Origin of the sequence: Halorhabdus amylolytica (assembly GCF_004944975.1) — an archaeon.
In the GTDB taxonomy this organism is placed as follows: domain Archaea; phylum Halobacteriota; class Halobacteria; order Halobacteriales; family Haloarculaceae; genus Halorhabdus; species Halorhabdus amylolytica.
Window position 1 is genome coordinate 72,074 of sequence record NZ_SPQG01000008.1, and the last position, 20,773, is coordinate 92,846.

13 protein-coding genes and 1 pseudogene are annotated in these 20,773 nt (G+C 57.2%); 9 read left to right on the top strand and 5 right to left on the bottom strand.

Annotated features, from left to right (window positions below; genetic code table 11):
* Positions 1-17 precede the first annotated feature (17 nt).
* On the top strand, positions 18-308 hold the full coding sequence (locus E3374_RS11155) for a PadR family transcriptional regulator (RefSeq protein ID WP_136689161.1): 291 nt from the start codon (positions 18-20) through the stop codon (positions 306-308).
* 57 nt (positions 309-365) lie between these two features.
* On the opposite strand, the gene E3374_RS17695 is transcribed toward E3374_RS11155, so the two are convergent.
* The 5 genes from E3374_RS17695 to E3374_RS11175 form a co-directional block, all read right to left on the bottom strand.
* The gene (locus E3374_RS17695) at positions 366-605 is read right to left on the bottom strand and encodes a hypothetical protein (protein ID WP_248299463.1); all 240 of its coding nucleotides are present in this window, start codon (positions 603-605) and stop codon (positions 366-368) included.
* A complete protein-coding gene (locus E3374_RS11160; RefSeq protein ID WP_248299464.1) occupies positions 602-1,054 on the bottom strand; it encodes a ribonuclease H-like domain-containing protein in 453 nt (150 codons plus the stop codon). The genes E3374_RS17695 and E3374_RS11160 overlap by 4 nt, the downstream gene beginning before the upstream one ends.
* Before the next feature lie 482 nt (positions 1,055-1,536).
* Positions 1,537-2,910 carry an ATP-binding protein gene (locus E3374_RS11165; protein WP_136689162.1) on the bottom strand — a complete coding sequence of 458 codons (1,374 nt, stop codon included), beginning with the start codon at positions 2,908-2,910 and terminating at the stop codon, positions 1,537-1,539.
* 263 nt (positions 2,911-3,173) lie between these two features.
* Positions 3,174-3,677 carry a metal-dependent hydrolase gene (locus tag E3374_RS11170; RefSeq protein WP_136689163.1) on the bottom strand — a complete coding sequence of 168 codons (504 nt, stop codon included), beginning with the start codon at positions 3,675-3,677 and terminating at the stop codon, positions 3,174-3,176.
* A 5-nt stretch (positions 3,678-3,682) separates the two neighbouring features.
* Positions 3,683-4,609, bottom strand: coding sequence for an ADP-ribosylglycohydrolase family protein (locus E3374_RS11175; protein ID WP_136689164.1), 927 nt, complete (start codon positions 4,607-4,609; stop codon positions 3,683-3,685).
* 141 nt (positions 4,610-4,750) lie between these two features.
* Between E3374_RS11175 and E3374_RS11180 the strand changes: the two genes are divergently transcribed.
* The 8 genes and pseudogenes from E3374_RS11180 (at position 4,751) to E3374_RS11215 (ending at position 20,692) form a co-directional block, all read left to right on the top strand.
* The gene (locus E3374_RS11180; RefSeq protein ID WP_211194951.1) at positions 4,751-4,990 is read left to right on the top strand and encodes a hypothetical protein; all 240 of its coding nucleotides are present in this window, start codon (positions 4,751-4,753) and stop codon (positions 4,988-4,990) included.
* Positions 4,991-5,007: 17 nt separating this feature from the next.
* Positions 5,008-5,691 (top strand): hypothetical protein, encoded by a 684-nt coding sequence (locus E3374_RS11185; RefSeq protein ID WP_136689165.1) that lies wholly within the window; start codon positions 5,008-5,010, stop codon positions 5,689-5,691.
* 365 nt (positions 5,692-6,056) lie between these two features.
* Positions 6,057-8,639 carry a PD-(D/E)XK nuclease family protein gene (locus E3374_RS11190; protein ID WP_136689166.1) on the top strand — a complete coding sequence of 861 codons (2,583 nt, stop codon included), beginning with the start codon at positions 6,057-6,059 and terminating at the stop codon, positions 8,637-8,639.
* Positions 8,632-11,514, top strand: a pseudogene (locus E3374_RS11195) (UvrD-helicase domain-containing protein). Before E3374_RS11190 ends, E3374_RS11195 begins: the two are co-directional and overlap by 8 nt.
* Before the next feature lie 139 nt (positions 11,515-11,653).
* A complete protein-coding gene (locus E3374_RS11200; RefSeq protein WP_136689167.1) occupies positions 11,654-12,490 on the top strand; it encodes a hypothetical protein in 837 nt (278 codons plus the stop codon).
* A complete protein-coding gene (locus E3374_RS11205) occupies positions 12,490-16,239 on the top strand; it encodes a hypothetical protein (protein WP_136689168.1) in 3,750 nt (1,249 codons plus the stop codon). Before E3374_RS11200 ends, E3374_RS11205 begins: the two co-directional genes overlap by 1 nt.
* Entirely contained in the window at positions 16,236-16,856 is a 621-nt protein-coding gene (locus E3374_RS11210) for a BREX protein BrxB domain-containing protein (protein WP_136689169.1), read from the top strand. The genes E3374_RS11205 and E3374_RS11210 overlap by 4 nt, the downstream gene beginning before the upstream one ends.
* Positions 16,853-20,692, top strand: coding sequence for a hypothetical protein (locus tag E3374_RS11215; protein WP_136689170.1), 3,840 nt, complete (start codon positions 16,853-16,855; stop codon positions 20,690-20,692). The genes E3374_RS11210 and E3374_RS11215 overlap by 4 nt, the downstream gene beginning before the upstream one ends.
* Positions 20,693-20,773 lie beyond the last annotated feature (81 nt).

Sequence of the window (20,773 nt, forward strand, 5' to 3'; positions counted from 1 at the left end):
TATGAGTGGCTAGTGAGATGTACGATCTCACAGGTTTCCAACGAGACTTGCTGTACGTGATCGCTGGTTTGGAAGAACCGCACGGCTTAGCCATCAAAGAGGAACTCGAGGACTACTACGAGAAGGAGATCCACCATGGTCGGCTGTATCCAAACCTTGACACCCTTGTCGATAAGGGGCTCGTCGAGAAAGGAGAGAAAGACCGCCGAACCAATATCTACTCCATCACCGGGCGGGGCAAACGAGAGATTGAGGCTCGTCGCGAGTGGGAAAATCAGTACGTCGAAGAAGGCATTCTTGCTTCTTAGCCGCATTTTCCCACCTACGGTCCACTTCGACCACGAACCTGGTCAGAACCCCTGGTCTCAGTCTGATAGCGACGGGTCGCGTGCCGAGGGGGTGAGCGACTTGAGGTTGAACTCGGACTTCCCACAGTATTGTTCTGCAAGGCCTGCGAGCGCTTTCGTCCGAAGAATATCGGCGAGATTGTGTGCGAGCAGGTCCTCAAATTGTCCGTTCTGAAATGCAGCTACTGCTTCTTGACTATCGTCGAAGGGATCGTGATCGGAGAGCTCGCCGTCGACAAGCGTATCGTATGCACTCACGAGCCCGTTTGCTCTTCGCCGTCGATTCTCGTATTGAAGCGGTCCTGGATCACCGGTAGGAGATCTGCGTAGGGGAGCCCATCGAACGGCCACCTGCAGTTCTGGAGCGTGTATCGGGTTCGAAGGAACGGCAGGTCGAAGCCCCCGTTGAATCGTTCCCCATTGTATGCTACCAGCAGATAGTCACGTGGAGCCAACTTCTCATCAGCGAATGCAGCGACCTCCTCCAGCAGAGCTGTTTCTGTTTGATGAGCGCTCAGTTGGATTTCTTCTCCGAACGTTCTACTGAGACGGATTTCAAGGGTATCTGTATCGACGTCTCGGCCGTCAGTATTCAGAAAGATCCGACTACCGAGTGGCAGTGTGAAGCCAATGACTGTTACTTTGGCAGTCGTTTCGAACCCGGACGTCTCGATATCCAACGGCACGTGCGTGAGGCGCTCACTCATTGATCTCGCCCCAAATTATCGGTTGCTGATTGTAACTCGATGCAGTGGTCATGCTTGGACACAGTAATGCTATCTCGTTAAGCCATCTTGGGTCGTTTCTGGCTTTCCAATGATCCGGAATTGGCTCAAATTTGGCCATAGCACAGCCCATGATGATAGAATAATGATTTCCGGATTCGTTTCCGGTACTTCTATCGCCACGGCTTAACCAACGATCGACTCCACAGCTGTCGAGTGTTGGTTAATTTGATACTGTCTCCAATCAGCGGAGCATCTCCCCGTGTTCTAGAAGTGGGTGTCGGTTCCGTCTGTCGCCGGTCCCACGTCGATATTGTCGAGAGCGTCTGCCGTCCTAACAGGTCGTTCGCGATGGCTCTTTCTCGGGCTACTGCGACGAACTCCATGAAGGATACACGTCCATTTTGAAAGGTTAGACAGGTCAACGTCAATGTAGTCAGATGAATCTGGAGAGTTATGGGAGGTTATAATTTGGACAGTACGTCGTCCAGATCGAAGAGACGAACGTCGCTTCGGGCAGCTGCCGTCCGTTCGATATCGTCGGTGTATCCGGAGCGACTGAACAGGACGTACAGGGGGTCGGCGTCCGCTGGTTCGCCCGCCCATCGGACTTCGTCCGTTGTCGGTTCGAGATCCGAGAGGATGCCCTCACTCACAGGTTGGGACGTGAACTTGCATTCACCAGCCACGAGTCCCTCCCGACTCAATCCGAGGACATCCAACTCCTCTTCTTTGAACCACCACTGGCCGACGTCGGTGAACTGGCGATCGAGCAACCGTGGCAACGCCTGTTGACAGACCCGTTCGAAGAGTGGACTCACGTGATCCGCGATCTCCGGGGCGACGATTTCGTCGTAGGCGTCCTCGCCGAGTAGTCGTAGTTGATCCTGATTGCCGTAGACGAACCGGAACCAGAACCGGAACAGCGGAGCCGCGATTCGATACCGACCGCGCTTCGACGATGTCGGTAATTCAGTCACGGGGATGTGACGCTCGACGAGGCGAAGCCGGCGGAGTTTCTGCAGATACGTACTCAGCGATTGTGATTCCATGCCCGCCATGCCGGCGATCTCGTTCGGTGTGCGACGACCGTGGGCAAGTGCCCGCAGGATACTGAAGTACGTATTCGGTTGCTGGAGTTCCATCCGGAGCAAGAACTCGGGCTCGGAATAGAGCAGTCCTCGTTCGGAGAGGATCGACGCCTCGACGTTTTCCGCAAGCGATCGCTCGGAATCGATCGTCTGGAGGTAATGGGGTGTCCCGCCGTAGATCGCCCACGTCTTGATCGCCGTTTCGGCATCGTACTCAGGATAGAACTGGCGTGCATCACCCGCAGCGAGCGGTTGCAAGTCGATCGTCGCCGTCCGGCGACCGTACAGCGGCGCGCTCCCTGACAGCACCTTCTCCTCCATCACGCTGATCGAGGATCCGACGAGGACGAGCGTCATCCCGGTCTCCTGTAACGCCTGATCCCAGACACGCTGGATCCGTGAGGGAAGCGAGTCGTCTTCTTCGATGAGGAACGGGAACTCGTCGATGACGACGATCGCGTCTTCGTTCCCCAGTGCTTCCAGCAGTGCTTCCCAATCGCGACGAATATTCTCTACCGACGGGAACTGCGCCGTCGTAGTGTCGACAAACTGCTCGAGTTGGTTCTGTGCAGTCGATTCGACTGCCTGGTAGTGAACCGCCTCGTCTCGATCCGCGACGGACTGCCGGACGAGCTCGCTCTTGCCGAGACGCCGCCGTCCGTAGAGCACGAAGAACTCCGCATCGTCTGAATCGTAACACGCTGTGAGTCGATCGAGTTCATCGTCTCGATCGACGAATTCGACCATATATCGTGGTGGTCTTGGACTACTATAGAACTATCGGATTTGGAAATATAGATTTCGGAAATATGTATTTCTTTTCTAATGCCGACTCGTTGTAACAGTGGCTCGTCAGCAAAAGTCTGGTTCGTGAAGAGTCACGGTAGGACTTTCCTCCATTAGACCTTCACTCCAGGCGGAGCAGGCTGAGTACCTCGGAGCTTGATCCTGAAGGCGGCTTTCACAGATACACGGGGAACGATCATATCGGCCAAAATTCCTCGATCAAATCAGAGAAGGGCACTCGAAATCACGTTACCTGCCACCAGCGCCGCACCTGACGCTATGATACCGAGAGCGAGCAAGGCGTAATTCGCGATCGGGTTCGCCGCTCGGGCGACGTCGTAGGAGTAGTAGTCGTCACGAACCGGTGCGAATGGTTCGACTCCCATCGGTGTAAGAGCGTCTGCGGCGATGTGTGAGAGAATTGTGACTGTCCCGACCAGCAGGCCGAACGCGCCGAGCCCAACCGCCGTGAGGATACCTTCGCTTGAACCGATCGCGACGCCAATGAGACCGAGCCCGATCCCGACGAGAGCGGCGAACCAGACCGTGTGGGTAATTCCGCGATGAGAGATACCGGGGACACGCTGGTCGTAATCCGGAACCATGGCGAGGAGACCGGCCCCGACTGCTCCGGCCATTGCGGCCCCCTCGAACCCCACGACGAAGATAACGAATCCTACCGGGGCGTAGGCGAGTAACGCGGCGCCGATGTGTCCCTCTCTATGCATGATTCCTAGACCGACGCGTCGATGTTCTTTGACGCGAGCGTTCGCCCGAGCAAGGAGAGGTCCTCTCGGTACTCAAGCTGTTCGAGCCACCGATCGGGAAGCGACTCCTTGCCGAATCGAGCGCCGGCGACGGCTCCTGCGACGGCACCAATAGTATCCGTATCGCCACCGCGGTTCACGGCCGACACGATCGCCTCTTCGGCTGTGTCGGCCGTCATCGCATCGTAAAGTGATGTTTGGAGTGTATGGACGACATAGCCGCTCGTTTCGAGATCGGACTCGTCGATTAGATCTGGCACTAGTCGGAGCGATTCGACGAGCTCATCAGGTGCGTCATCGTCGACCTGGGCCAGTGCGTCGGCGAGTGGATCCTCACCACCGCGGAGATACCCGGCGATCGTCGCATTCAGAATAGCGCACCCGTACTGGCACCGCGGGTCGTAATGCGTGATCGCCGAGGATTGCTTGCTAACTCGTTGTAGCGTGTCTGGATCGTCTGCGAAGGCGATCGCATTGGGAGAACACCGCATCACGCTGCCGTTCCCAGCGTTCGAGCCTTCAGATCGATGTTGCCAGACCTCCTGACCAGCTGAGCGCCAGTCCGTTCCATGACCGTATTCTCTGAGTGCATCGGCGGTCATCAACCCGATATCGAACGGGTCGGTTTCGAACCATTCCAGAAACCGGTTAGCGATATCTTGGCCGTCAAAGCGCTCGTTCTCGACGAGACTCCGGGCAATACACAACGCCATCTCGGTATCGTCCGTGACTGTCCCCGCAGCCTTGCCGTGTGACCCGTTCGCCAGCATCTCCGTCACAGTGCCGTACTGTCGATCGATCTCGTCACCAGATTTGAATTCGAGCGGGCGACCGAGTGCGTCCCCACCTGCCAGCCCAAGGAGGACACCTTCGGCAGCGTTGGGTGATACCATACGTGCCACTAAATTCTCCGCCATCGTAAATTTCGGTGACCGTCATCACATCTGTCCTCTGTTGGGAGGGTCGTTTCTCGAGGGACAGTCCTATTTTCGAAGGGGGATTTATGATTCCAGCCTTGGTCATCGGGTCTAGCGATGCCGGATTATCTAAATCTGGACGAGATGGATGATTTGTGGCCGGACAACGGGTTCGCGGTTATCATCGAGGATGAAATGAAACCGCCTGATAGCGAGGATTTTGTCAATGTACTTGGGGAATTTGAAGAGCCAACCTTCGATCTTCCACCACCCCGAACGGGCTATTCGTACTGGGTGCACGATGCTGACGGGAATTCCTACACCCGCGAGGAGTGGCAAGAGTACAAGGAAACCTGATCAGGAGACAGTATACTATGTATCTCAACGAAGATCGAGTCCAAACGCTCGCTGACCGGATCGCTGAGCACGATCTCACCAAACGACATCGACAGAGTACCCAGAATACCTATGAAACGGTGTTCGGAATCGAAACGACACCAGAAGCAGGTAGAGAACACTTAGATCTGATCTTCAAGCGAGTAATCCAGGCCCGCGCGACACCGCTGAGTCGGGACCAGTATCGCGATGTCGTCGACAGTGTCTCACCGGAGAACATCATCGAGCAGGATACCCATCAAGAGGCATATGATACGCTTCGATCCCATCAACATATCGCTCAGAAGATTGCGAACGAATTTCTTCGACAAGTTGTCGATGTCTTCGGCATTCGACGAACGGAGTGGCATGACCAGCTGGATGTTGCCTTAGATACCAACGTTGTCCAGGCCTTGGTCAAGATGGGCGCGATTGTACTCGATGACACCGAGAGAGAACGTGGACCAGCCCAAATTGTGAACATGCATCCCGAGAGCGAACCATACAAGCGTATCGGCTATCAGGAAGTGCAGCTTGCTATGGGTGAAGCCGCTGAACAAGCTGGATTTCCTCGCATTGTCTTTGACGAACTCTGGCTCGAACATCGGGAATTCATCGCGGATCCACTTCTTCAGTCAGAAAGTAAATTTGATGACCTTATCTTGTCTCGATTTCAAGCGTAGAGAGTTTCGAGGATCGGCTATCCTCTCCTTCTTGATGCCTCCAGAGTTCGTATAGATTGCTGAGGAGCAGCTTGCCTTTGAGGCGAAGTGCAAACACGATGATCTCACCATCGATCTGTCGACAGGGCTACGGAGGACCAATGGGTCGTAATCCGCCAGCAATGGGAGACAACGGTCCCTGATCTCACCGGTAACTCACCGTTGTTCGAGACAGTCTGGAATCGATTGGAAACGGCGATTTCTCAACAAAGATTGTCACTGGTTGTAGATACCCATGCTGGGTAAAGTCATTTACATATTTTGTCTGATGAGTAACGCTCACCGCTGGTGGCTACCTTTTTGTAATCTTGGGCAGGAAACGAATTGTGTCACTGCAACAGGCTCGTTCTATCGACGATCTCTTCGAGGAGGTGGCGGACTACGATCTCGTGTTGACGGTCGACGCGCCGCTCAGTCTTGCGCTCAATCGACGGCTGGACCACCCACGACTCGGTCGGTTCGCGGCCACGCCACAGATGCTCGCGGCCGACGAGTTCCGACCGCAGGACCAACGACAGCTCTTTGTCGAAGTGATCGACAAGACGGCACTGCCCTGGAAGCAGGCCGCCCATCTGGTCGAGTTAATCCTCGGTTGTTGGGAGGAGACAGGTGATCGACAGGCGATCCTTGAGTTCGATCGCTACGACACACCGGCGACACGTGAGGTACTTGATGTCATCGCGTCCGTCGAGAGTGCGCATCGCGATCTTGACGAGTATCGGATCGACGACGACCTCAACGTCGCCGTCATCGGTGAATCCCAGTTCAGCGAGCTGGACCGGTCGATCTTGCCCGCCGAGTATGACGTGATCGACCCGCTCACGAGCGAGGCCTTCGACCTGCCGGCGTTCCACAGCTTCGCGTCCCGGACAGCGATCGTCGAGGCGATCGTGGACAACGTGACCAGCGACAACGCCGACGACGTGGCGATCGTCATGGATCGTGGCGGGCCGTTCCCCGCGCTGATCGAATCCGCACTCGAGGCACAAGATATTCCCTTCTACGGCGGGCCTGGATTCGCCGACGACGAGGGACTGCGGACGTTCCTCGAATTACTCAGGCTGGCCCACGCCGATTCGAGAGCCCGCGTCGGGGATGTCCGACCGATCGCTCGCGGGCTCGGAATCGATCTCCCCGTCACGGACGATCAGAAGCTTCTCCGCGAACTCGATGGGCGGGCTATCGAGCCGGTTCAGGCTTTCTGTGCGGCCGTCGGCGAGTGGACCTTCGGCGAGGCGCTCGGAGAGTTCGCGGAGCTGTCGGACCGGTCGCTGGACGCCGTTCGAGACGAACTCGACGTGCTCGGATTAGTGGACAAGCCGGTCACGGACGGTCGACTCGACGATCTGGCGTTCTACCTGAGCGCGTTCGACGTGCCGATCGACCGCGAGGACAGCGGCGTCCTGCTCGCCGACGCGAAAACGTCGGTCTACGTCGACCGGCCCGCCGTCTTCTATCTCGGACTGGATGCTGACTGGACTCACCAAGTCATCGATCGGCCGTGGAGCGACACCGAACGGAAAGACCGCGAGCACCTCCGACAGTTCCAGTTGCTCCTCCAGAACGGTCGCGAACAGTATTATCTCGTTCAGGAGACCAGCGCCGGCGAACCAGTCCGGCCGTGTCTGTACTTCCACGACCTTCTGGACGACGGCATCGAGACGTTCGACGACTTCGAGACCATCCCGCACACGTATCGGCGAGGAGATGGCTCAACCGGTTTCGAGCACGACCCCGTCAACGTAGCGCCCGAGCCGATTGAGACGATCAGCCAGTCGAGTCTCAACACGTTCGTCAACTGCCCGCGCGATTACTTCTTCGACCAGCTCGTCGAGCAACCCGATCAGGACTACTTCCGGAAAGGGAATTGCTATCACGACTTCGCCGAGTTCTACGTCAACCATCCCGACGTGGTCGCCGATGCGGATCGGGAGGAACTCGTCGACCTCTTTCTCGACGAACTCCGGCCCTTCGTCGATCAGGTTGATCGTGACGTCCTCGAAACGGAGTTCGACGTGGGCCTCGACCTGATCGAGCGATTCATCGACGAGAATCCGCCGGTCGAGCGTGACTACGGCGAGTACGAGGTGTTGCCCTTTGGAAATCTCGTTGCCGATCATTTCGATCACCCAATCGACTCGCCGATCACCGAGCAGTGGTTCGAAAATCCGGAACTCGGCGGGAAAGGCAAGGTCGATCTCATCCACTCCCCGACGCAACTTCTCGATTACAAGAGCGGGTCAGCGAAATCCGCGTCACAGGTCGTCGATCGCTCGTCGATCGAAGAGATTCACGACAAACCGGACTTCCAGGCCATGCTTTATCTTGCCCATCACCGTCAGGTTCGTTCCGACGAGCCGATCGACTTCGTGTTCTATCACTTCCTCGATCTGGTGGACGACGCCATTACCGGATCCACTGACATCGAGGACGCGCTCGTCCGCGTGACGTACTATCCTGAGACGTTCGACGAGTGGGCGGGCACGCAGACGGCCTTCGACGCACTCTGTGCGGGCGTTGCGGAAAGCAATAACCGACGGAAGACGCTCGAAAAGTTGGGATATGACGCGTATGCCCAGTTCCTCGACGGGCACGCGTTTCCCGACATCGACGAGAAGGACGCACTCCTCGATACAGAGTTTGCGGACCCGTTCGTCAGGTATGCTCGCGACCGCGTCGGCGAGTACAAGTACGTCACGTCGGGGATCGAGAGCGCCCTCAAGACGCTGCTTGACCTGCGCGGCGAGAACTACTTCCGGGACGACATCGACGCCTTCGAGGCGTTCCTCGACGCCCAGATCGATCGGATCAACGAGTATCGGGAGTCGTCGTTCCCGGTCGGCGACCCCAACCTGGATCGCGTGACCCATCGTGATCTGCTCTTGTCCGAGGGGGGTCGCGATGACTGAGCCCACGCCGAACGCCCGACAGCGCGAGCTGATCGAGGCGACCGAGGGGATTCACGTCGTCGACGCCGGCGCGGGGACGGGCAAGACCTTCGCCATCACGCGCCGTTATGCGAACCTGCTGAGTGAGGGCTATGAGCCCGAGGACGTACTGCTGGTCACCTTCACGAACAACGCTGCCACCGAGATGAAAGAGCGCGTCGTCGCGCGGTGTGACTACTCGATGTCCGCGCTCCGGGACGCGCCGATCAGCACCTTTCATAGCTTCTGTCACGACCTGCTGCTCGAATACGGGGCCGACGCGCCGTCATACCTCGGGATCGACGACCAGATTACCGGCTCGACGCAGCTGCTTGAAAACGAGGTCATCGAGGCCGATCGCTTCCGGACCTTCCTCTCGCAGTTCGTCGACGCCCATCCTGAACACGAGGCCGTGTTCCGCGTGCTCAACGATCCGACATCGGTACTCGAGTTAATCAGAGAACTCGCCGCGAAGGGCGTCTTTCCCACCGTAGACGGGTGGTATCGCGACGGCGAGGCCGCTCTGGACGGGGATCTCGAGGCCTTCGAGACGCTGTTCGCCGAAGCGAACGCGCCGAACGAGGGGGCCAACGGGGCCACGCAGTCGGACCTGCGGTCCTCCCTGAGCGGCTTCGAACGCGATCGCTGCTTCCTCCCGGACGCCCCCAGCGAGGAAGAACTGCGAGACGGCTATCCCTCAATCGATGACCGGTGGGCGGAGGAAGCGTTCGTGGAAGACCGTGAGGCGCTGAAGGACTTCGTCCACGACGTGTACGTCGAGTATATCCAGTTCGCGCTCCGGCGAAACTACCTGAACTTCAGTTTCCTCCAGCTGTTCGCGTTCGTCCAATTGTGTGAGGATCACGCGCTCCGGGAGTCGATCGCCTTCGAGCAGGTGATGGTCGACGAGTTCCAGGACACCAGCGAGATCCAGTTCAAGCTCACACTCCTGCTCGCCGGGACCGACAACCTCTGTGTCGTCGGCGACTGGAAGCAGTCGATCTACGGGTTCCAGTACGCCGCCGTCGAGAACATTCGCTCGTTCGAACGTCGACTCCAAGCGTACAAACGCGAACTCAACGGCGAGCACGAACGCGTTGCCTTCCCCGTCGAGGAGGTGAACACGATCCCACTACGACGGAACTACCGCTCGACGCAGTCGATCCTGGACCTCTCGCGGCACGCCCTGACGGTGCCCGCGACGGGCAGCGAGTCGGTCGATCGAACCGTCGACGAAATCGACGGGCTCGAGGCGGCGACCGATCGGGACCACTCGACGATCGCGGCGTTCACGAGTGCGAGCGAACACGAGGTGATCCTCGATCGGATCGAGACGATCGTCGGCAACGACGCCTACGCGGTCGACGACGAGAACGGCGACCTTCGCACGCCACGCTACGACGACATCGCGGTCCTCACCCGGACGCGACGCTTCGGACGGGAGTTGCAGACCACGGCCGACGAGTTCGGCGTTCCGGTCGCCTACGAGGGTGGCGTGAAGCTCTTCGAGACCGATCAGGCGATCCTGTTGCTCGCGTGGCTCCGGATTCTCGCCGACGAGGACTCCCGTCGTGGCTGGGCGGTCGTCCTCGAACGGGCAGGGTACACGCTCGCGGAGGTTGAGCAGATCCTCGACGAGCGAGCGTATCCCGACGCGATGGTTTCGTTTCGCGAGCGACTCGCGGCGATGGAGTCGATCGGTGCGATCGCCCGCCATGTCTTCGAGCGGTACGGCTTTGAGGACGCGTATGCGAGTTCGCTCGTCGCCCTCCTCCAGGATGTCTCGGACGGGACGACGCGGAATCTCGGCGGGATGATCCGCTTCATCGAGCGGAGTCTGGACGCCGAGGCAACGCACGAGATCGACGACAACCCTGGTGGGGACTCCATCACCGTTCAGACGATCCACGCGGCCAAGGGACTCGAACATCCGATCGTGATCGTCGCGAATATCAATCGGTACAGCTTCCCGCCATCGGGTGGCGGCGCGGATCGGATTCGCTACGCGGATCCGATCGGCCTGCGCCAGACGAAACTGTCTTCGACGGCACACGGTCGGCCCCACCTCTACGACAACTGGCGGTACCGTGTGCTGTCGGCGTGTCTGGGTCGTGACTACGACGAGGAGCGCCGTCTGCTCTACGTCGCGATGACGCGAGCACAGGATCACCTGCTCTTTTCGGCGGGGGCGGAGCCGAGTCCACTGTTCGAGAACCTGCCGCTGGAGCCAAAGTCTGTCGAGCCGGACCTCGAGGAGTCCGGGATCGACCAGACCGAACAGACGCGGTTGCAGGTGTCGATCCCGGAGCCCGACGTGCCGGCTGGCTAGTCGCCCCACGCCTTGATGGATGACCGCGTCTTCGAGGAGCGTGAGGAGGGTCGTGGGATCGAGTTCGGGAATGCAGTGCATGACTTCGCCGAGCGTTATGCTGCCGGTGAGAAGATCGAGCCTGAGAGTGATGACGAACGGCGGGTGCGGGACTTCATTGACGATCTCGACGGAACGCTACTTGTCGAGGAGGACGCGTACCTGCCGGTGTCGGTCGGGAATCAGAAAGTGACGATCTCCGGCGTGATCGACTTGCTGCACGTGACCGACGATTGTGTCGAGATCGTGGACTACAAGACCGACCGTTCCCGGGACGCCGAAAGCGAGTATCGCAAACAGCTGAGCGTCTACTATCATGTCCTTCAGCAACTGTATCCCGATCGGGAGGTCTCAACGAGCCTGTTTTATACGTCAAAAGGAGATCGCGTTGAGATGGAGGCTCTATCGACAGGGGAACTCTCGGAATTGATCGATGTCGAACGTGAATCTGATACGCCTGATGACATTGATGACTCGCGTATCAGATAGCAGCGTACCAACGATGACTGTCGCAAAACGTTCATCGTGTATAGTCCTCGGCCTTTTATCTAACGCAGTTTCCAACTGTCTCGGAGGGGATAGCTAACGATGACAAATAGTAAAGTGGGTTGGTTGACTTCACCATGCTATGAAGAAGAAGCCAGACGGCAATAGCGGACTGCCGTCCCTTTCCCGTACGTTCTCTCTCGAGGAAGTCAACATGGATTTGACCATGTGCGGCCTTTTCCCTGATCGAACGGAAGAGATCGCTGAGTTGTACCGTGTATATGGGAACTGGAACGAGGCCAAAGAGATCTGGTTCGAGGAACGACGTGCGAACCGCAGCACTAGAGGGAGTTCCCAGAAAATATACCGCGTTCTCTCATCACGGCTCAAAAATACCCCTGCTCGCCTTCCCAACCCGAGTGAGCTCCCGACTGTGCTGGATGCATGTTCGTCTTCGCAAGAGAAAGCGCAAGTTCTCTACCCCTATCTCGTCGCCGACGACCCGCTCGTTAGATATGTTGTCCACGAATACGCCCGACGGCTTTCCGGCGAATATCCCGAACCACTTGACTTCTCTAATGAGACGCTTATAACTATCCTGAATCAGTTTGAATACGCTGACGGGACATCGTTTGACTATGCCGACTCGACGACGGAGCGATGGTGCGAAGGATTCCGGTCGGTAATGCGTGAAATCGGTGTTTTGAAGAATCAGCAAACGGTCGTCGGCGATCCGCCATCGCTCGGAGAGACAGCACTCCTCGTTGCAATGGGTTATTCGTACGTGCAAGGCGAAGATGAGTGGTTTGAATCACCAATCGGTCTTCAGTACCTATTCCAGCCGAGTGCTCGTTGGGAAGAACTCTACAACAGGGCAGCGGAAACGGAGTCGTGGGAGTTCGTAGAACTCCATGGGAATCTGCAACTCCGGCCGAATGAAGGGCCGTACTCATCGATTACTAGTGAGGAGGGTGAATGATGGTAGACGCAACATGGTTTGAAGATTTACCAGAGGATTTCGAGGAATCGGTACGAATCGACCGAAAGAACCAGTCAGCAGACGAAATGCAGCACAGGAAACAGGCTATCGAATCATACCACGTCACGGCTGACTCTCAACGCTTCCTCGAGGACTTCGTCAACCGATTGATTGGCGAAGCCGAAGATATGCGGTCGGGATCGAACTACTGGCTGTACGGCTACTATGGGAGTGGAAAGAGCCATCTGTTAACAGTTTTGGACGGGCTGATGGATACCAAGTGGCTCCAAGGCCGCTCCGACAAGGTGTGGAGAAACCTCGTTCCGGATGCGTCAACGAGTGGGGACCTCGATACGCTCCGCACTCAGTGGAGTGCCGTTCATTCCAAGTATCACGTCATCCCTGTCTCCGTCAACCTGCTCAAGTATCAGGGCCAGAAGCAACGCAGCTTTAGTGAGATCGTTCTTCGTCATGCCCACCAGAATCCGATTCTCACGGGCGTCAATGACAGTATCTCTACTGGATTGTCCTCCCAGCTTGATATCGCGTATTTCGAAGACTGGTATCAAACGACCGAATCCTGGCCGGAACGACAGGATCGAGCAGCATCAGTTGTCGAGGGAGTGACACCGGACCAACCGCAATACGAGTGGAGAACTGATGGTCTCTGGACCGACATCCAACAGTACAGTGCGCTGTCTGATGTTGTGCTCCCGGAGTTGTTCGAGGGCGTAACGGGTACACGCGACGGCTACACCGACCTTCAACCCTCGAATATTGACCCAGAAGAGGTTATCAGTCGGTTGGAATCACTGCGGCAGGAGCGTGAAGCGGAGCTTGAGGAACCGGTCAAACTCGTCCTCCTGCTCGACGAGGTGAGCCTCTTCATCGGAACCGACTTCGAACGGCTCACAGAGCTGCAGACGCTCGCGGAAAACGTCGACGACATCGGAGACGGCGACATTCAGCTCGTTGCGACGGCGCAGGCAAAAATCGAAGACGTCCAACCCAAATTCGCGGCCCACGGGGCCGATTTCAGTATCGTCAAAGACCGGTTCCCGCACCGGTATCAGCTTCCGAGCAAGCATGTCGGGGAGATCGCCAAACGGCGGCTCTTCCAGAAGTCTGACGTAGGGGAAGATGCGGTTCGGCGCATCTTGGCTGACGCCGACGTCAAACCTGCTGAGTCGCTCGTGTACAACGAAATTAAACAGAACACGAAGCCGCCACTCGATGCTATCGATGGTGAGGAACTCGTGGAGTTCTATCCGTTCCTGCCGTACCACGCCCCACTATTCCTCGAAATCCTGTTCAATCTCCGTCGGGAGGCGAACGACCCCGCAAAGTCGATCTTCTCGGGAACTGCCCGGGCCATCCTCGCACTAATGCATAGGTTGCTCGACGACTGGGTCGACGAGGGCAAGGGGGATACTATCGTCTCGCTGGTCGACTTCTTCGACCTGATCGAGCCTGAACTCCGTGAAATCTTACCACAGGACATGCGGGTCGTCGAAGGCGCCGATGAGACGACCGGCATCGCTGACGAAGTAGCCGACGACGAAGGTGAGCTTCAAGAGTTCGACCTCGACGTAGCGAAGGCGGTCCTCCTCCTTCAGCACGTCCACGAAATCGTTCCCCTGAACGAAGGGAATATCGCGGTCGCCGTTATGGATGATCTGAACGGCCAATCGTGGATTAGCACGACCAATCGGGTCGAGGAATCACTGGATCGGCTGCAGAAGTACATTCGACCGACGCAGGACGAAAGTGGGGCTCGATACCGGTTCGCGACGCAGGAAGAACGCCTCATCTACGACGAGACTGAGGAAAATGAAACCAACCCCGACTGGGAAAACATCGTCGAAACCTTGGACAAACATCTCTGGAATCGCATCACTCAGGACCTATCACTTCCAGAGTCAGTCCCGTACGGAGAATCTAATGACGAGTACCCCGTATCGTATCAATTCGGACTCGACGGGACAACATTCGAGAGCACTATCGAAGCCGAGGGAGGGCTGGATATCGATGTCGATGTGCAGGGTGTCCGCCCAGACATAGAACCGGAGCAAACCGACGAGGACACGCTCTACTGGGAGATCGACACGGCTGGCCTCCAGGACCTTCGCAAACGAATGATTGAGTGGTGGGCGCTCCGCGACGCAATTGCCACTCGTGACGCACCGCCAGCGGTCGAGCGTGACCTCGAACAACGTGCCAACGCCGTCCGAAGTAAGCTGACGAGCGCAATGATGAGTGGTACCTATGCGGTAAAAGATCGGACGGACATCAGCGGTCTCTCAAAGGCGATACAAGCCACTGTCGACGTCGCCTATCCCGACGATTTCCACCCGATGATGCTCCAGGTCAACGAAAGTCGGCTTCAAGAACTACGTGAACTTGACGGTGACGCACCGCTCCCCCCTTGGGCACGGACAATTCAAGTCCCTTCGTCGAACCAGGATAGAGCGCAGGGCAAACAAACCATACAGCGAAACGTTATGTCTCTCACTGGCCGACAATTGAAAGGCCGCGACGAGGGACTCAATATGAACACCGTTCTCGACGGAATCGTCGAGGAGAAACCATTTTACGACGAGGCCCGGCCTGCCCTCTGTGCGATCATCTGGGGATTCTGTCGGGAGGGGCGACTACTACCGATCGACGAAGACGGAAACACGTTGGAGGATGAAGCTGTCCTTGCCCTCGACAGCCTCTCGACGACGAGGTTGAAACTCCTTCCACGCACAAACTTGAGCAAGCTGCTGGAAGAGGGTGGATTCAAGGAGACGACTGAAACAGTCGCTGATGGTCTCATCCACCTTCAAGAAACTAACCAGCAGATGCGCTCGAAGCTGACCGGACTTCGCGAAGACATCACCCTGGTCGCCGACACTGACGTGCGAACCGACGAAGTCGCTGGCTTACTCAATGCGTTTGCTGATGAGCTGGCAGAACGAATCAATGCTACCGAAAATCGTATCTCAGCCGTTAAGTCACAAGATGACGGTATCGCGGATGTTATCGACGAAACTAATGAGGCCCAAGAGTGGATCGAAGAGGTAACTGACGTCTGGAACCGACGTCTTTCGACGCTACAACGGCTCGATGCGATACTAACGATTCGGAACCGCCAATTCGACTGGGTAGACGAGGACGCTCAAGCATCCATCGAGTCCCGCTCATCTGCGGTTTCTTCTTTCGATGGTGAGTGGTGGACGACCGACGGATGGAGTACACTTTCCGAGGAATTAGTTCCCGATCTTGCACCCGAACTTGAGAGGGGGTGGAACACGTTCGTCGACGAGCGAGGCTTGCGTGAACTAGGCAGTCGCATTGAGGAGCATCCATGGGTACGCTCGGCAACTGACCTCCCTACAGGCGTTCTCCACGCCGCTTTCGAGCGAAAATACATCACGCCGATGCGTCAGCTCCAACAGTGGTACGAAACGATCGAGTACGCGCTCACAACGCTATCGAGTGATACAGATACAGATGAGATTGTCGAGGTGACGGACGATTTAGCGCGGTTAGAGCCACTCGTCGACGCGATCGAGTACAGTCCGACTGAGCTGGATGGCCGACTCAACGAACTGTCGTCAATCGTTGGTGATCGAACGCCCGAAGACATCGATCAAATCGGCATCGTTCCTGACGATCGGCAGAAACTAAATCGCCGGTTGGAGCATCTCGTGGAACAGCAAGATCTTGAGATCGAGGAGACTGACGAAGGGGTGATTATTCGATGAGCCAAGGTAGTTCGTCACCCTATCGCGAATTTAAGGAAAAACTACGAACGTTCGCACAGGGGCAACACGGGATCCGTAATCCATTCGTCATCGCTGCTGTTGACCCATCAGTCGAACACCGGGTCGTAGACCGTCTTGAGACCTGGTCCGACGGTCGCAAGGAAGCACCAGAGATTCCAGACGACGTAACCGTACAGCCGATCTGGCTTGATGAACTCCTTCCACGGACCGATGTGTACAAACTCCTCGTTGATCTGGGCGATCCCCTAACTGAACTTGAGGGCGATACGTCGCCAGGTGAGCGTATTGAGGAGACGATGCAGGACCGGCTTGCCGAGGAACTCGTTGAGGAAATGATCGACTTCGAGCTCAGCGAAGCCCAGTTAGAGACCCAGAGCCACGTGGTACTCCTGCTTAATCTCGGTAGTCTGTATCCGTTCACACGTGCCTCAGAACTCCTTGACGAACTCGACCGACGGAACGTCAAGTCCACGATCGGCATCCCGTTCCCGGGTGATGTCGTCGGTGGGAAGTTGAGCTTCTTCGGCGGCGAATCGCGGCATTACTATCCGGCCCACCAAATTGACGGCCAGATCCAGGGGGTGCATCTCCAATGAGCATCGACGAACTCTTCCACAGCGATCCGACGCGAGAGCTCGAAGAAGTACAGAAGGTAAACGCCCGTGAACGTGCCGAGACTGACGTTAGAGAGTTCTATGAAACCGACAGTGCCGAGCAGGTACTCGAATCGCTTGGCGAGGCTATCCAGACGCATCCCGGTGAGGCCGCGCGGTTCCTCTATATCCACGCGACGTTCGGGTCAGGAAAGACCCACCTCCTGAAGCTGGTCGGCCTCCTCGCTGATGACGAGTCCGACTTTGCCTACCTGGGTGATCGACTGGCCGAACAGTGGCCTGGGTTCGATGAACTCCAGCAGTCGATCACAGACTCTCACGTCGACCGCCTCAAACCGGTTTTCCTTAACCTGCTCGACCGCGACGCATCGAAGGAACCACCGCTCCCGTTCCTGATCTTTGAGGCGATCGGTCGAGAACTCGGATATCCGACCGACCCGAACTGGCTGCTTGAGTGGGCCTGGACGCTAGACATGGAGTACGATGGGGTCTGGGAAGCCCTCCAAGCGTTCGAGCATGAGGGGAAGACGTTCGAAGACGTACTCGCTGAACGGGCATCGCTCCGCAGCTGGCTCTACGAGGCGTTACCGGCGATGCCAGAGACATCCGGGACTGAATTCGACAGTCGTTCGGGCGTGAAAGCGTCTATCGAGACCGCGGAAGCTGACGTCGACTCCGAGTCATTTGATCCCGAAGAGCTCGTCTCACGCGTAGAAACGGCGGTTGACTCGCTCAATGACGGCAACAAGCGGACCGAATTGCTGCTCGGTCTGGACGAAGTAGCGCTCTTCGTCGGCGACAGTCGCCCCCGATACCGTGAGTTCGAAGAGACGATGGAGGCACTCCAGCGTGGTCCGAATCCAGTCGTCGTCACCACAGGGCAGTATTCACTCCCGGATACGCGCGAGAGCCTCATCGGAGAGCCACCCGAAGACCACTGGACGCACCAACAGGTCCAGCTCGAAGGAGCGGATACCGAGATCATTGTTCGAAAACGGTGGCTCCAGAAGTCAGATTCTGGAGGTAGGGATCGTGTCGAGTCGCTAGTGGCATCGATGCCCGATCTCACACTCCAAACAAACTCCCCTGTGACGAGCGCAGATCCAGACCCTATCGAGTCTTACCCATTCCGGGAGTATGATCTGTCGCTTCTGCGGGCGGTGATGCAGGAGCTCATCACACAGGGTCGCTCGACCGATCGAGACTACATCCAGGGTCGAGCATTGCTTGTTCTCGTTCGGTCGCTATTCACCAAGTTCGGGTGGGCGTCGAGGGAAGAGGGTGCGCTCGTAACGTGGGATGTCCTGTTTGATCTGTTGGTCGAGGAGACGACGTATCTCCCGCTGTGGGTCCAAGAAATGATCGACAATACCCTTGTGCCGACGTTCGACGGTGACGAGGACGCGTGGGAAGTGCGCCTTGCGAAAGGGCTCTACCTTCTGAACCAGGCGCCTGCTGTTCCCTCGACACCCGAGAACCTCGGTCGGTTGATGGTCAACGATGTCACAGCGTCTGTCGACGACGTTGTCGAGCGAGCCGAATCGGGGCTAGAGACCCTCGTCGACAAGCAGAAAGCCCTCACCGAGACGAACGACCAGGGCGATGAGGTATACACGCTCGTCTCCGAGGAACAAGAGAGCATCCTCAGTCGTGCGCAGGATAAGGCCGCAAAGATCTCGCCGCACCAGCTGTCGGCGTGGCTAGAGACACGGCTGCGCGAGAACGACGACTTCTTCAGAAGTGACGGAAAGCGCCACGAAGTCGATGTCGGCGACGAACGCCTCGTTCCGCTACGGTACGACTACTCCATCCTCGAACCGGTTGACCGAGCGCCGGCTCCTGTATACGACGCGCTACGTGTTCGCGTGCTGGCTGATGATCACGATACTGTCTCAAAGCAGGTCGAGACGTGGCAGGACGTGAACAATGGTCGCGATGGTGGCGAACACATTCTGCTTACTATCGACGTTCCCGAGACGATGCTGGAGCGGATTCAGAACGTCATCGGCATGGGACAAGTCTTGGACGAAGAGACCGAGTCCCACGAGGAACTCGAACGTGAACACCGTGCTGACAAACGTCGGCTTGAATCGTCGGTGACCGAGATTCTCGATGATGCGTCGGTCTACACGGCCAATGGACATCGTGGCGCACGCTCTAGCGAGCTTGATGGCGTCGTCGAGGACCAGATCAATGCGGTTTTCGGGTCGTCCCGGAAAACGCTCTCGCGGCCGCTCGTCGAAGTCGACGACGCAAAGGCTATGGCAACGTTCTTCCGCGGGAGCGGTGAGTGGCCGCTCTCAAGCGCGGACGCAGCGATGCTTGGGGTCGACACAGCCAGGAGGGAGGTCGCCGATACGGGCTGGTGTCGCGAGTTCATCAACCGGTACGAGGAACAGAAATCGGTCGACGTCGAGACGCTGCTTCAACAGACACAGACAGCCAACGGGGACTACCGCGGGACGCCACAGGAGTCGATCGCGGCGCTGCTCATTACACTTGCGACCTCCAACGAGTCGGTCGCGCTCAAGCAGGATACCGAGTACGTGTCTGATCCCGCCGCTATCGGCCGACAAGTCCGGACCAAAGGGGGACTGACGTCACTCCAGGTTCGGTTCGGCGTCGATATTATCGACCCGAAAACGGTGCGAGAACTCGTTACAACTGTGATCGGCGAGGAACCGGAAGGTGATGGACCAGATGAGTGGCTTGATGAACTCGGCCAGTGGATCGACGGGCACAGTGCGACTGTCAAACGGACGTTGAAGAACACTTCCCGAGAGTTTGACGTTTCACTTGGTACTTTCGAGGCTACAATCGGGCCAGCACTTGGCGGTGAGGAGCTTTCGACGTCAAACCTGGGAAGCGAAGACAACCTCGAAGTGGTGCTCGAAGAGGCCAAGACGTTCGCTGATTCTCGCGAGCTCTTTGAGCCCGGACCGGAAGGGACGTCTCTCTGGCAACGATTCACTGCTGAGCTAGAGACGATGACGTCACTCTATCCCAACGCGTCGATCACCACCAGCATGCAGGCGACGGCCGAAAGCACCACTGTGCCAAGCGTCGCGACCGTCGAATCTCGACTCCAGGATGCTGGGGAGCATCGAATCGATGAGGTCTCTGCTCAGTATCGACGAATCACAGGTGATACTATTTCGTCGGATCCCGAAGAGATTTGTGAGCAACTCACCTCGTGGCTTCGGTCGAACGAGCGCGAGGTTCAGAATATTCTTGATGTTGCCACCGACGAGTTCAACGATATCGTTCTAGACGACTTCCAAGAGCTTGTTCAGGCTGTTTGGGACGGTGATGACATGTCGGAAAGCGATGTTATCGATGCTTCCCTCATTCAGCAGGCCGAAACGTATGAGCAGGTTCGCGAGCTCCTCGACGATACCAAGGGTCCGAGTCTCTGGACACAATTACAGGAGGCAGGCGAAGCGCTGCGGACTAACCACCCCGAGTCACCGACTACTGACGCAATCGAGCGAGCACTTTCCTCCTCTCGACCACCCACTGAACGGCGTGTTCGCCAACTCATCGAACGTGCCAACGATCCCCAGCCACCTGGCGCCGATGACACTGTCTGGGCTGAATTGCAGGTCGTTGCCGAGGAGCTCCGACAGGAGCTTCCCAACGCCGACGTTACCGACGAGGTGACGACGGTCGTCGATAGTGAGGAGAGACCAGGCGAGGAGCGCGTGAGCGAACTGCTATCGGACGCAAACACGGTACTTGATCGAATCAGGGCCGTGAACGTGAATTTGGACGAGTTAGAAGATGGCGATATAGTCCTCATCGAAGGACCAACCGAGTAATACGTTATAGTCCACTTCAGATTAAAAAGGATCTTACACAGGGTCTTGGAAATGAAGAAACGATGCTACACATCAGTTCTA

Coding starts and splice junctions, on each gene's coding strand:
- E3374_RS11170 (WP_136689163.1), bottom strand. CDS start 3,677: ATGCATAGAGAGGGACACATCGGCGCCGCGTTACTCGCCTACGCCCCG.
- E3374_RS11200 (WP_136689167.1), top strand. CDS start 11,654: ATGAAGAAGAAGCCAGACGGCAATAGCGGACTGCCGTCCCTTTCCCGT.
- E3374_RS11160 (WP_248299464.1), bottom strand. CDS start 1,054: ATGAGTGAGCGCCTCACGCACGTGCCGTTGGATATCGAGACGTCCGGG.
- E3374_RS11155 (WP_136689161.1), top strand. CDS start 18: ATGTACGATCTCACAGGTTTCCAACGAGACTTGCTGTACGTGATCGCT.
- E3374_RS11205 (WP_136689168.1), top strand. CDS start 12,490: ATGGTAGACGCAACATGGTTTGAAGATTTACCAGAGGATTTCGAGGAA.
- E3374_RS11175 (WP_136689164.1), bottom strand. CDS start 4,609: ATGGTATCACCCAACGCTGCCGAAGGTGTCCTCCTTGGGCTGGCAGGT.
- E3374_RS11165 (WP_136689162.1), bottom strand. CDS start 2,910: ATGGTCGAATTCGTCGATCGAGACGATGAACTCGATCGACTCACAGCG.
- E3374_RS11185 (WP_136689165.1), top strand. CDS start 5,008: ATGTATCTCAACGAAGATCGAGTCCAAACGCTCGCTGACCGGATCGCT.
- E3374_RS11210 (WP_136689169.1), top strand. CDS start 16,236: ATGAGCCAAGGTAGTTCGTCACCCTATCGCGAATTTAAGGAAAAACTA.
- E3374_RS11180 (WP_211194951.1), top strand. CDS start 4,751: ATGCCGGATTATCTAAATCTGGACGAGATGGATGATTTGTGGCCGGAC.
- E3374_RS11215 (WP_136689170.1), top strand. CDS start 16,853: ATGAGCATCGACGAACTCTTCCACAGCGATCCGACGCGAGAGCTCGAA.